Below are 14,032 nucleotides of genomic sequence, written 5' to 3' on the forward strand. Positions count from 1 at the left end.
TACAACAAAAAAATCTCTCTTTTTAAGTTTACAGAGAGATTTTTTTTTAACAATATTTTGAATCTATTTTCAATTAAAATAATTTATATTTTACAATTAATGTACTTCCATCCATTTCAGCTGGTTTTTCCAATCCTAATAAATCAAGCATAGTTGGAGTAATGTCAGCTAGTTTTCCATCTGTTCTCAATTTTGCATCTTTCATATCATTTGAGATGAAGATAAATGGAACAGGATTCACAGTGTGTGCTGTATGAGGTTCTCCTGTTTCAGGATTTACTAATAAATCAGCATTTCCGTGATCTGCAGTAATTAATACCGCACCATCTAATTCTAATACTTTTCTTACAATCTGCCCAGTACAGTTATCCACCGCTTGACAAGCCTCCATAACAGCTTCTACATTTCCAGTATGCCCAACCATGTCAGGATTTGCAAAGTTTAATACAACTGTGTCAACTTTTCCAGTATTTAATTCTTCAATTAATCTGTCTTTCACTTTATAAGCGCTCATTTCAGGCTGCAGATCATAAGTTGCAACTTTTGGTGAGTCAGACAATAATCTGATTTCTCCTGGATACGGTTCTTCTTTTCCTCCGTTGAAGAAGAATGTTACGTGTGCATATTTTTCAGTTTCTGCTGTTCTTACTTGTATTAATCCAGCTTTTGATACAACTTCCCCAAATCCATTTACAATTGTTTCAGGCGGGAATGCCACTGGTGAGCTGAATGTTGCATCATATTGAGCCATTGTAGCAAAATTTACTTTCGGATAAACTTTTCTTTTAAATCCAGTAAACTCAGGGTCAACAAATGTTCTAGTTAATTGTCTAGCTCTATCAGGTCTAAAGTTTGCAAAAATTACACCATCTCCATCTTTAATCAATCCATTATCTTTTGAACCAATTTTAACAGGTTTTACAAATTCATCTGTAATTCCTTCTGCATAAGAATTTCTGATTGCTTCATCAGCAGTTGCCGCCAAGTTTCCTTCTCCAGAAGTTAGAGCATCATAGGCAAGTTCTATTCTATCCCAGTTGTTATCTCTGTCCATTGCATAGTATCTTCCTACAACTGTAGCAATTTTTCCTGCACCAAGTTCATCCAATGCTTTTTGCAATTGTGCCAAGTACTCTACTCCACTTTCAGGGGCAGTATCTCTTCCATCCATAATCGCATGAACATAAACTTCAGTAAGTCCTTTTTTCTTAGCCATGTCAGCTAATCCAATTATATGATTAATGTGACAGTGAACTCCACCGTCAGAAGTCAATCCTGTAATATGTAAAGCTTTTCCATTTGCTTTTGTAGTTTCCATAATATCTGACAGCACTTTATTTTCTAAAATTGTACCTTCTTTAATAGCTTTTGTAATTTTTGGCAGCATTTGGTAAACTACTCTTCCAGCACCAATATTTGTATGCCCAACTTCAGAATTTCCAAACTGTCCTTCAGGCAATCCTACAAATTCCCCATCTGCTCTCAATTCAGTATATGGATATTCTTTTACATAATTGTTAAAATTTATAGGTTTTGCTAATTTTACTCCATCTACTTCATTATCGTGATGGTTCATTCCCCATCCATCTAAAATTATTAAAACTACTGGTCTTTTTTTCATAAACATTCTTCCTTCCATTTTTTAAATAACTTTCTTTTTCTATATCTATTATACAGATTTTTTCTAAATTTATCAAGGAATTTGAATAAAAAATTCCAAAAAAACCTTTTTCAAATCTTATGTTATAAGTTCTTCTTGTTAATAATTGTTTTTTCTTTAACGAAATTTTGCTTATTTTAAAATTTATAGAATTTTTTTTATTATAATTTTTAATCAAAATAGTTGTTTATGATTAAATTAAAAATGTCGTGATTTTTTTGGAATGAAAACTACTGTTTGAGCTTTTTCAATACATTTAAAAATATAAATATCTAAAGAATTGGTATAACTTTTATTAAAAAGTGAGTTTAGTTTTCATTTCAAAAAAATGCTTAGACGAGCTGGGTTTGCAAAGGGGATAGCGACTGTTCCCCTTTGCTTTATAAAAAAAGAAAAATATATAGATAACAAAAAAAATATTTATTGATTAAAATAACCTAGTATGAAGATAAGAGAAAAAAATTTATTCTTTATAGCTTGATTTTTATTGAAAAAAATGATAATATATTGTGTAATTTGCATATATTAAATTATATAGCATTTTATTTTATAAGTAAAAACTATTGAAAGGAGAAATAAATGGCACACTCAAAATCATCTAAAAAAAGAGTTTTTATTGGTGAAAGAAATGCAGCTAGAAATCAAGCTATTAGAAGCAGAACTAAAACTTTCGTAAAAAAAGTGCTTGCCGCTGTTGAAGCTAAAAATGTCGACGAAGCTAAATCAGCATTAAGCGTAGCATATAAAGAATTAGATAAAGCTGTAACAAAAGGTGTTCTTAAGAAAAACACTGCATCAAGAAAAAAATCTAGATTAACATTAAAAGTTAATTCATTGGCAAATTAATTTTTTTTGCCACTGATTGATTTTAAAAAAATTTTTTTAAGATTAACAAAAATAAAAGACTGTCGCAATCTAAGGATAGTCTTTTTTAGTTATACAATTTTAATTACTTTTTCTAAAAAGTTCTCTCACTCTCAAATTATTTTTTCTGCCTTTTAAAATCCATGAAATTGTGCCTTGAAAAAAATATAGGCTTTTTAACCAGTTTGGATTTATATAAATATCCTCATCACTTTTTAAAGTTATAATATTAGCAGAAAATTCATCTAACACTTTACCTAAATTTTTGAGCGGTCCTTGCCCCAGTTTATATTTTTTCAAATACGGCAACAATTCCCCTGCACCTACACCAATTCCTTGTCCCCAGTCTGCCTTAACTTTCTCGCACCAATTTTTCATCTGCAAAATTGCCAACCGATTTTGCTTACCTTCATAAAATCCATTATTCGCCATGCAATAAATTTTAGTTCCATATTTTATAACTTTTTCCTTTTCAAATTCTACAAGTAATTTTAACAGATTGGACGGAATTCCATCAACATACAAAGGAAAAAGAAATATTAAGATGTCACTATTGTGAATTTCATTTTTAATTTTATTATCTAATCTAACAGAAATTGAATAATATTTTTTTATTTCATTGTCTTTAAGCAAGGATAAAATATAATTTCCTAATATTTCAGAATTACTTTTGCCTGCTTTTGGACTGCCATTTATTATACTAATTCTCATATCTCATCATTCTCCTAATCTTCTAAAAATGAAACTTTAAAAGTTTTTACATCTAAATTCACGCCATTAGCCTTTACTATTTCTTTAGCAGCTGTCTTTTCATTTGGCGACAAATTTTTTCCATAAAAATATACATTTAAGTCAAATTTTATTTTATTTCGTGTAATATGATGCATCTCTTTATTTTTAAATTTAAAAAATGGCAACAAATATGGAATTGTCCTATCTAGCACATTTTTTACAAACGGACTGTAAGAACCATAGACACATTGACTTATAATCACAACTTTATCTGCTTTTGAATATAATTTTGCTAGATTTTCATATCCATCCCTAATTTTACACTTCCCTGGAGTTTTAATCCAGCATTCAAAACATCCCATGCAGCTTTTAATTCTATCATTGTCACAAATTATAGATATATCTTCATCAACTATTATTTTCTTTTGATTTATGCTATCTTTTATTTTATCCGTAATTTTTTCCTTTTTTTCAATTTTCCACTTTAAATTTTCCAATTTTTCATCGTCTAAATCGTGTATAATTAACTCCATATTTCTCACCTTCCATAGACCATAGATATATTAAATCTATTTAAAATTTAACTGCTAAATATTAATCAAATTTAAGATTCAAAATCGTACAATAACCAGCAACTTTCAATTCTCTTTTAAGATTATTTCGCTATACAAACTGATTTTATTATCTCCTCTATTTTTTCTTCCCAGCTTTCAGAATACTTTATATCATTTGTAATCATTATTGTTGTCAATCCTTGTACCAACGCCCACATTGCTATAATTTTATCTTGCATAGCCTGATTTGGCACTCCCATTTTTTCAAGTATTTTTATCGCCTCGCTTTTTAATATACTAAAGGCTTTTTCGTTATTATTTTCTATTTCTGAAAACTTTGAAAATAAATCTATTTTCATATTTTTTCTTGAAATCATAAAATGATAATATCTGTTATTCTCACAAAAAAACATAACGTACGTTTTTCCTAATTTTACCAATAAATTCTCTTGATTTTCATATTTTTTCCTTGTTCTATCAAGTTCCGTTGCCAATATTCCCCAGATATAATCACTCATTGTGTAAAGTAAATCGCTTTTTTTCTTAAAATATGTATACGGTGCCGCGTTACTTACTCCACACATTTTAGCCACTTTTCTTAAAGACAATTTTTCTTCTCCCACTTCATTTATCATCTCTATCCCTTTTTCAATCAATTCTTCCCGTAAATTCCCATGATGGTAACTTTTTTTAGATTTTTCCATACTTAAATTCCCCCTAACTTTCATTATCTTATCACTGTAAAGATTATACGCCCAAATCTTAACACTGTCAAGTTTATTTTAAAATTTTATTACTACTTTTTAACTGAAATTATTATAAATTACTATTTTTATAAAATTTATTGGGTAAAAAGCTGTTTTAAAAATCCAAATTATATGCGATATAGAAAAAAATAACCGCTGTCTTTCACAACAACGATTATTTAATAATTTTAACTATCCTCTTTTAAGTTATATTTTTTTACATAGTCTTCCATCATTTTCACTGCTATCGGTCTATTAAACCTTCTTGCAAATTCAATTACTGTTAGTCCCCATTTATCTTTTACTAAAAGAGGAAGTCCTGGTTGAGAAAATATCAGTTGGTATAACGGTAACATTTCTATTTCAGGAGTGCCGATGTTAAACAACATTTTGAATGAAACTGTTTTCTCTTTCTTATGCATTACTGTTATATCTGCTCCTTTTTCCAATAACGTTTTACATAAAATTGTAGTTTTTACTATATCTTGTCGTTCATAAGAAAACAAAGGAAAAAACATACTCATTCCATCTTCTGTTATTATTTTAACATCTGCTCCTTTATTTATTAGAAAATTTGCTATTTTATATCTTTCTTTTGATTTTGTATTACATAATGCTGTAAAAAGTAAACTTCGTCCTGATGGACTTATTTCATTTTGATCTCCTTCTTTAAATATTTTTAAAAATTCTTCATATGTTCCCATATCTGCTGCTGAATAAATTGTCATAGCTTTGTCCTTTCTTTATTTTGTAGGTATTTTCATTTGTTGTTTTTGAATTATATTGAACTATACCAAAAATTTTGAACTACTTTTTAAAACATAAATTATCCTTTCTTTTAAATTTTTTTTACATTCATTTGTGCTCATAAAATTTAACTTACTATATATTTTTTTTATTATATCACATTTCTTTATAATTGTATATTTCTGCTTTATGTTTCTAGATTTTCAAACCTTTACTGCAAAATAAGGTTTTGCGGCAATCAGTAATCCTGCGAAAGCAAAAAAGAAAAAACATAGTAATTATAAAAAATATTTATTAATCAAAATATCTAAAAATAATTTAGTTGAATGATTATAAATCAATTATCAAACAACCTTATTATAAAAAATTATTTCTATTCTTTAAATGGGATTTAGTATAAAAATTCCTATAGAATAAAAAAGAGAGTGTCTAAATGCACCCTCTTCCATTATTTTCTGAGAATAATCAGTTTGTATTAAAACTTAATTTTACAATAAATTTTATTTCTTTACTTTTTCCACATCATCTTTTTTCTTTAAATCTTTATCTTTTTCTTTATCTTCCTCCTGTTTTACTCCCCACGCTTCAGGCTTAGGCACACAAATTGGACGTCCTTCTGGCAGCATATCCCATATTTTTTTTAATATTCCCATTAGAAATACACCTCTTTTATGTTTGCTTTCAAATTTTATTCGTATTCTTTAATTTTTTTGTTGAAATTTTATCAGTTTCAGTTAAAGTAGCTTTTAAGCAATCTAATTATAAATCAATTATTTAAACATCTTTGTTAGATGTTTATATTTATTCATATTTTAGGATTTCTAAAATTATTTTTTTCTAAATAATGAGCAAATTTCCATAATTAACATTTCAACTCCTGTTTCCATTTCTATTTTACCAGTCTTTATATCTTTTTCAATTTCCCAGCATCTAAAAACTAATTTTTTTAAACTGGCATTTGTGTAGTTTTGTTCGAGTTCTATTTTTTTGAAAATTACATAGGAATTTGGGATTCTGTTATTGGATTTAAAAATTTCCTTTATTTCTTCAAATTCTATTTTAAAAGTGTTGTAATTTTTACTGAGTTTTCGCCCTTTCATTTTTAACGAGCTTATTTTGTACATTATTTCAAGTTCATTGTAAAGAGAATACAAGATTCCCATATATTCTTTTTTTTGCTCCAAGTATCTCATTACATCCGCCGGATTGTTTAACAATATGTTTCGGGTCATTTCATAAATTTGATAATCTTTTTCAATAGATACAATATTTTTAATTTTTTCAATATCAAACTTTTCTCCATCCAGAAAAATCTTAATTTTTGCAACTTCATTTCTGACCTTAAACGGATTGCTCCCTATCATTTCAAGAAGCATTGCCACATCCCTTGCGTTTATATTCAGTTCATTTACAACATAAGCCCGTATTTCCTCTTCTGTTTCCTTTTGAAACAAAAAAACTTCCATTTGCTTATTTTTACTAAATTCATCCAGCAGCTTTTTTAATTTTACTCCAAATTTCCCGTCTTCCTTGTCATAATCAATAATAATTTCCTTATTTACTATCTCAAGGTTTGCTATGTATTTCAAAATTTCCTCAATATTTTTAAGCTTTTCTGCTCTTTTCAATACAACCAGTTCTTGACTTGAAAATATGGAATTAATATTTATTTTTTCCAAAAATTTTTCATTTTCCTTCAAATCCACATCAAAAAAACTTTCACTAATTCCAATATTTTCTTTCCGAATTTTCTCCAAAAGTTCAAAATACTTAAATTCTCTTTGCTTTTTTCCTCCAATAAAATAAATCATTTATTCCCTCACGTCTATAATTATTTTTTATTTCTTGAGAAAATTATATCAAATTTTTTGTATAATTTGAACTTTAAAACAAAAAACAAATAAAATTTGTAAAAATTATATTCTATATTTTTCTCTTATTTGATTTTTATATGTTTCAGCCTGAGTTCCATACACTACTTGAATTCCTTTTCCAGAACGAATTACACCTTTTGCCTGCAATTCTTTCCATCTAGCATCATCAGCAACTATAGACGCATCTTTTACAGTAACTCTAAGTCTTGTAATGCAGGCATCTATATTTTCTATATTTTCTGCTCCTCCTAATGAAACTACTATATTGTCTATAAGTTCTGTATTTTCTTTAGCTTCGTTATAGTCTTTTCTTGTGTAAAGTTTATTTTCAGAATCTCCTCTACCTGGTGTAGGAATATTGAATTTCAGAATTAATGTTTTGAATACAAAATAATACACAAGTGCGTATACAGGCCCTAATATCAGTATCCAGTAATATGAAGTTTTTGCATTTCCTTGTAAAAGTCCAAAGAAAGTGAAATCTATAATTCCTCTTGAAAATGTAATTCCTACTGCCACATTAAGCACATACATCAGCATATAGGCAAGTCCTTCAAGCACTGCATGAATTACATATAGTACAGGTGCTACGAATAAGAAAGTAAATTCTATCGGCTCAGTTATTCCCGTAAGGAATGATGTCAATGCAGCTGACAGCAATATCCCTTTTACAACCGCTTTGTTCTTACCATCCGCAGTTCTATACATTGCAAGGGCCGCTGCAGGTAATCCAAACATCATAGGTAAAAATCCACCTGTCATTGTTTTTGTCGCCGCTGCGCTAAAATGTTTTACCGAAGGATCTGCAAGCTGTGCAAAGAATATATTTTGCCCTCCTGCTACCATCTGTCCTGCCACTTCCTGATAACCTCCAAGCTGAGTATACCAGAACAGAGGATATATCGCATGGTGTAATCCAAATACATTTAACAATCTCATTGTAAATCCATAGAAGAATGTTCCTATAGCCCCTGTAGCTGCAAACATTTCTCCAGCTTTTACAATTCCCATAAAGATTGTAGGCCAAACAAACGGAAATATTGCTGCCAAAGGAATAAATAAAATAATTGTCATAACAGGCACAAATCTATTCCCGCTGAAAAATGCCAAATAATCAGGTAATTTTTTATCTGAAAAACTGTTTGTAATTGCCGAAGCCACAATACCGCACACTATACCACCAAACACACCTGTCTGTAATGTAAATATTCCAAGTTCCTTTGCATATAATGCCGCTGTCCCTCTTGCCGCAGCTTCACTCAAACCTTTTCCAACAAGAGCGTCATAAGTTACTGAATCAGGAGTTATCCCTTTAAAACTGAGTATTGTTCCTATTATAGTGTGAAAAAGCAAAAATCCTAAAACAGCTGATAACGCCGCTGTTTCTTTGTTTTTATTTGCAAGCCCTATAGCTACACCAACCGCAAACAGTAAAGGCAAATTTGCAAAAACAAATAACCCTGTATTAGAAAACAGCTGCATAAGATAATTTAACGGAGTTCCCGGTTCAAGAAAAGTTAAATTATACGTTTTTATAAGGACAGGATTTGTAAAAGAACCTCCCACTCCTAAAAGTATCCCTGCCATTGGCAAAACTGCAATAGGAAGCATAAAAGCCCTTCCTATTTTCTGTAATACTGCAAAAATTCCATTATTTTTCATAGCATATACCATATTGAAACCATTTAAAATATTAAATTATTCTCCCTTCTTGTGTTATAAAACAGTTTCAATAATTTCCTTTCTATAATATTTATTTTAATTACTAATTTTTATTTCTCCATTTCCCTAACAAATCTTTGAGCTATTTCAAGAGGTCTTGTTATGGCACCTCCAACAACTACTGCAAATGCACCTAATTCCAGCATTTTTTTCGCCTGTTTTGGTTCATGTATCTTCCCTTCGGCTATTACTGGAATATTAAGGGTTTTAGCAAGATTTTCTACTAATTCAAAGTCAGGACCTTCTGATTTTTTACTGTAAGGAGTATATCCACTAAGCGTTGTACCTACAAAATCTACACCCGCTTTCTCAGCATTCACTCCTTCTTCAAATGTTGAAATATCCGCCATTAATAATACATCAGGATATTTCCCCTTAATTTTTTTTATAAATTCATTTATTGTTTTTGCTTCAGGACGTTCTCTCATTGTACAGTCTAGTGCAATTATATCTGTTTTAGCTTTCACTAAATCATCTATTTCCTTCATCGTTACAGTTATATGCTGAGGAAATCCTTCATATTGCTTTTTGATTAATCCTATAACAGGTAAATCTAAGTTTTTTTTGATTTCTTCAATATCTCTTATTCCATTTGTTCTTATTCCCGCTGCTCCAGCCTGTTCTGCCGCAATAGCCATAAGATGCATTATAGTACCATCTTCTATATAAAGAGGTTCTCCAGGCAACGCCTGACACGAAACAATCAATTTCCTTTTTAATTTTTTCAATAATTCTTCTTTACTCATAATTACACCTTTTTTTACCTTTCACTTAATGTTTCTTATATTCCTATATTACCCTATTTTTTCAATTTGTCAATAGAAAAAGTTTTTAATTTTTTATTATAAAAAAATTTTATTTTAATCTTTTTCAAATTATACTTGAACTCTTTTATACCAAAACAAATTTATGATTTTAATATCATAGTTCTAATTTTTCACTTTAATTTGAAATGATTTTTATACCCTTTTACACTTTATTTGTCGATTACTACTGTATATTTTTTATTGCTTGATCTAATCCTGTTGTATTCACATAAACTTCTTAGAATTTCTCCTACACTTTTTTGTATTGTCTGTATATAATTTTGCATCTATACTTAAATTTACTTATTGTATTTAGACATCCATTTAATATAAGACAGCCGAGTAGTTTCATAATTCGACTCTTTTCGCACTCAACTAACTAAAATTAACAAAAAATGGAGTGCAACATCAAAGTTCTACTCCATTTTATTTTTTAAAAATTAATAAGATTTAGCTAATTCATAAAGTTTTTCATATTCTCTTGCTGATCTGTCCCAAGAAAAATCAAGCTCCATGTTTCTTTTTACCAATTTTTCCCAAATGTCAGGTCTGTCATAATAAATTCCTTCTGCCACTTTTATTGTAAAAAGCATATCATCTGCATTAAAGTTTGTAAATGAGAACCCATTTCCTTCATCTGTAAAAATGTTGTAAGGCTGTACAGTATCTTTTAGTCCTCCTGTTTCCCTTACAATTGGTATAGTTCCAAATCTCATTGCTATCATTTGGCTAAGTCCGCAAGGCTCATATCTTGATGGCATGAGGAACATGTCACTTCCAGCGTAGATTTCATTTGCAAGCTGTCCGTTGTACCCAAGATAAACTTTGAATTTATCTGGATATTTCCATGCCAAGTGGTTATAGTAGTCTTCGTAGAATTTATCTCCACTTCCTAAAATCACTATTTGAACAGCGTCATATTGCAATAAGTTTTCAAGCACCGCTGATACCAAGTCCAGCCCTTTTCCTTCCACAAGTCTTGAAATTATGGAAATTAAAGCAACATCTGATTTTGGCAATCCTAGTTTTTCTTGCAGTAAATATTTATTTTCTTTCTTTTTATCTAAAGAATCCTTATTAAAAGGGATTATTCCCTTTGTTGTTTCAGGATTAAATTCTTCCACATCAATTCCGTTTAGAATACCGTGAATATATTTTCTGTTTGTAATCCATTCCAGCCCTTCACCAAAGTAAGCGTATTTTATTTCTTCGGCATAAGTTGGACTCACTGTATTTACAACATCTCCATATCCAATTCCAATTTCCATAAAGTTCAAGTCATGTCTGTCATCCATATAATACCCCATTCTTTCAAATGAGTATTTAGAGAATTTTCCTTGATACATTAAGTTGTGAATTGAATAAACTGTTCTCATATCCCAGTAAAATGGATCATAGTTATATCTAACATTCAAAAAATATGGAACTGGACCAGTTTGCCAGTCGTTACAATGCAAGATATCCGCCTGCAAATTAATTTCCTTCAAAAATCTAAGTGCCAATTCTGAAAACATCGCATATTGAACATCCTGATCAAAATCCCCGTAAACATGTCCTCTTTCGTACAATGCTTTATTTTCAATAAAGTAATAATTTATCTTATCATCTGGGTACCTTACTAAATTAAACACATCTCCGTGACTTTCAAGCCTTGCTACCCATTCCAGCTTTTCAAGATATTTTAAAGGTATTATATCATATTTAGGCATTATTATAGAAACTTCATGTCCTAATTCCTGCATTTTTTTAGGTAATGCCCCCAAAACGTCAGCTAGTCCACCAGATTTATAAAACGGAGCCACTTCAGATGCCAAATATACTATTTTCAAATTAATCACTCCTATTCTTAAAAATATTTTTAGTACAATCATTTTAAAACCGAACTGCAAAATTATGATTATTCTATTATTCTATTATTTTTCCAAAACCTTTTTTATTAGATGTGTTCGATAACCTAAGTTTTTTATTTTAGACTCCTTGCTTTAGAATATTTGTTTTATTAAATTTTAAATACATATAGTTGTCGAACAAGTCTATTATATCTGTTCGATTTTATAAGGTTTTGAGCATATTCTAAAATATTCAAGCTACCAAGATCGACTATTTAAAATAGTTTAAAAATCTCAATAACTTGAATTTTTTTAATTATTAATTTTAGATAGTTCAAACTACCATTTTATAGTTTCCCCTGTTTCAATTAATCTGTTATGCTCATCAATTTTTACTCCAGAAAAAATTCTTACATTTTTACCAATAATTGAACCATCAGGGATAACTACACCTTTACCAATAACTGTTATTCCCGAAGACAGTAAGTCTGGACGTTCTTTATTTGGAATATTTGCATTTCCATTCCCTATAAATGAATTTTTACCAATATATGTTTTTTTATCAGCAATGATTGTATCCAAATGAGAATTTTCATCAACATAAGTTCCAGAGAAAATGATACAGTTTCTAATAGTTGCACCTTTTCTAACTGTAACTCCAGGTCCTAATACTGAATTTTCAACACTTCCTTCGATTTTACATCCATTACAGATTAATGAATTTTGAACGCTTCCTGTAACTCCGATTCTTACAGGTGCCAAGTCTTCACTTCTTGTGTAAATTTTCCATCCTTGGTCATACAAATTAATTCCAACTTCTTCGGATTTTTTGATTAAATCCAGATTTGCTTCCAAGTATGAATCATAAGTTCCTACATCTTTCCAGTAGCTATCATAAGTGTGAACATAAACTTTTCTATCTTCATGAATCATTGCAGGAATAACGTGATTTCCAAAATCTAAATCGTGGTTTTCCAATTTTTCAAGGTATTCTAATAATGAGTCTGTGTTAAAAATATAAATTCCCATTGAAGCTAAGTTACTTTTTGGTTCAACAGGTTTTTCTTCAAAGCTTAAGATTTTTTTATTTTGATCAACTTCAAAAATACCAAATCTGCTTGCTTCTTCAATAGGTACTGGCTGTACAGCAATTGTTAATTCAGCGTCATTTTCTTCGTGTTCTTTTAACATCCATCTGTAATCCATTTTGTAAATATGATCTCCAGATAAAATCAATACATATTTAGGGTTTTTACTTTTAATAAAATCAATATTTTGTCTAATTGCATCGGCAGTTCCTTGATACCAAGAATTTCCGCCAAGTTTTTCATGTGGCTGCAACATTGTGATTGCAGTGTCTCTTCTGTCAAAATCCCATGGTTTCCCAGATCCGATGTGTTCATTTAATGATAATGGCAAATATTGAGTAAGCAATGCAACATCATAAATACCAGAATTTGAACAGTTACTTAGTGCAAAATCAATAATTCTGAATTTTCCAGCAAAAGGAACACTTGGTTTAACTCTTTTTTCTGATAGAATGTCAAGTCTTGAACCTCTTCCACCAGCTAAAATCATAGCTAAAACTTTCATATAAATACCTCCATTTTTGTTCTTTACATTAAAAGTATACCCCCATTTTTCAAAAAATCAAATTATTTTTTTAAAAAATTTCTTTTGATAATATTATCTGTTATTTAAATTATGTAGCTTAATTTATATTATAACAACGCTCTTTTTATTTCACAGTAATTTTACAACAAAACTCTATAGATTTACATCTTTTATTTTAATAATTCCCAATATTTTTTCAATTAACTCTTCAAAAATTTTATTTTTGTCTTTTTCTTTTTGGTGCATTATTAGAAAATATAAGTCTGTATAAAACTCTTTTTTTATCCCATTTATAAAATAATGTCCACATTTTATCTTCTTTTTATTTTTTAAAACCAGTATTCTTTCTTTATTTTCTTCAGATTTAGAAAAATAGATTCCAAATTTTAAATTGTCAAACTGAACTTTTTCAATGTTTTCATCCTTAATCTCATCTTTTTTTAAATAAAAATTTCCGCATATCTCGTTATTTAATGTACCAATATTTTCTTTATCCATATAAAAAATGAAATCTTCTGTATTTTTTCTCATAAATTTCTCCTTTTGATTTTTAATTTTTTAATTATAATCAAATCTAAATTATTAAGATTTTTTGACATTAGTTCAAATTATACATAGATTATAAGTCTATAATTTTAGATTCCCTATTATTAGTTTACATCTAACCTAATATATTTCAATATTATTCACCTCCTATATAATATTTATTTATTTCCCCATATCTTTGTTTAAATTGTTTAATTTATTAAAAAAATAAATTATAAAAAAATTATATCATAATATTTTCAAAATTTTTAGAGTATATTTTATATTTTGTTAATTAGCCTAAATCTATCTAAAATAAATATATTTTAAAGTTTATTTAAATTAAAATAAAATTAAAT

Annotated in this window: 13 protein-coding genes; 1 reads left to right on the forward strand and 12 read right to left on the reverse strand. The window is 28.9% G+C overall.

The features are described 5' to 3' along the window. Positions 1–73: 73 nt before the first annotated feature. Complete coding sequence (gpmI, locus tag ACZ5B9_RS10245) at positions 74–1,621, reverse strand: 2,3-bisphosphoglycerate-independent phosphoglycerate mutase (protein WP_464422508.1); 1,548 nt, start codon at positions 1,619–1,621, stop codon at positions 74–76. A gap of 618 nt (positions 1,622–2,239) precedes the next feature. Between gpmI and rpsT the strand changes: the two genes are divergently transcribed. Next, positions 2,240–2,506: a 30S ribosomal protein S20 gene (rpsT, locus tag ACZ5B9_RS10250; RefSeq protein WP_021768146.1), complete on the forward strand. Its 267-nt coding sequence runs from the start codon at positions 2,240–2,242 to the stop codon at positions 2,504–2,506. 99 nt (positions 2,507–2,605) lie between these two features. On the opposite strand, the gene ACZ5B9_RS10255 is transcribed toward rpsT, so the two are convergent. The 11 genes from ACZ5B9_RS10255 to ACZ5B9_RS10305 form a co-directional block, all read right to left on the reverse strand. Further along, positions 2,606–3,235 carry a hypothetical protein gene (locus tag ACZ5B9_RS10255; RefSeq protein WP_464422509.1) on the reverse strand — a complete coding sequence of 210 codons (630 nt, stop codon included), beginning with the start codon at positions 3,233–3,235 and terminating at the stop codon, positions 2,606–2,608. Positions 3,236–3,249: 14 nt separating this feature from the next. Next, positions 3,250–3,789, reverse strand: coding sequence for a flavodoxin family protein (locus ACZ5B9_RS10260; protein WP_464422510.1), 540 nt, complete (start codon positions 3,787–3,789; stop codon positions 3,250–3,252). Between the two features lie 122 nt (positions 3,790–3,911). Then, a complete protein-coding gene (locus tag ACZ5B9_RS10265; protein ID WP_464422511.1) occupies positions 3,912–4,514 on the reverse strand; it encodes a TetR/AcrR family transcriptional regulator in 603 nt (200 codons plus the stop codon). Positions 4,515–4,744: 230 nt separating this feature from the next. Next, positions 4,745–5,284: an ankyrin repeat domain-containing protein gene (locus ACZ5B9_RS10270; RefSeq protein WP_464422512.1), complete on the reverse strand. Its 540-nt coding sequence runs from the start codon at positions 5,282–5,284 to the stop codon at positions 4,745–4,747. Positions 5,285–5,803: 519 nt separating this feature from the next. After that, complete coding sequence (locus ACZ5B9_RS10275; protein ID WP_464422513.1) at positions 5,804–5,956, reverse strand: hypothetical protein; 153 nt, start codon at positions 5,954–5,956, stop codon at positions 5,804–5,806. Positions 5,957–6,130: 174 nt separating this feature from the next. After that, positions 6,131–7,114: a DNA polymerase III subunit delta gene (holA, locus tag ACZ5B9_RS10280; RefSeq protein WP_464422514.1), complete on the reverse strand. Its 984-nt coding sequence runs from the start codon at positions 7,112–7,114 to the stop codon at positions 6,131–6,133. Between the two features lie 105 nt (positions 7,115–7,219). Continuing rightward, positions 7,220–8,839, reverse strand: coding sequence for a PTS transporter subunit EIIC (locus ACZ5B9_RS10285; protein WP_464422515.1), 1,620 nt, complete (start codon positions 8,837–8,839; stop codon positions 7,220–7,222). Positions 8,840–8,949: 110 nt separating this feature from the next. Beyond that, positions 8,950–9,645: an N-acetylmannosamine-6-phosphate 2-epimerase gene (locus ACZ5B9_RS10290; RefSeq protein ID WP_464422516.1), complete on the reverse strand. Its 696-nt coding sequence runs from the start codon at positions 9,643–9,645 to the stop codon at positions 8,950–8,952. Positions 9,646–10,145: 500 nt separating this feature from the next. After that, complete coding sequence (locus tag ACZ5B9_RS10295) at positions 10,146–11,534, reverse strand: glycogen synthase (RefSeq protein ID WP_464422517.1); 1,389 nt, start codon at positions 11,532–11,534, stop codon at positions 10,146–10,148. Between the two features lie 339 nt (positions 11,535–11,873). Then, positions 11,874–13,127, reverse strand: a complete 1,254-nt coding sequence (locus tag ACZ5B9_RS10300; RefSeq protein WP_464422518.1) for a glucose-1-phosphate adenylyltransferase — start codon at positions 13,125–13,127, stop codon at positions 11,874–11,876. Between the two features lie 174 nt (positions 13,128–13,301). Next, positions 13,302–13,679, reverse strand: a complete 378-nt coding sequence (locus ACZ5B9_RS10305; RefSeq protein WP_314291957.1) for a hypothetical protein — start codon at positions 13,677–13,679, stop codon at positions 13,302–13,304. Between the last annotated feature and the right edge of the window lie 353 nt (positions 13,680–14,032).

This window comes from Leptotrichia sp. SK-5, assembly GCF_055387215.1.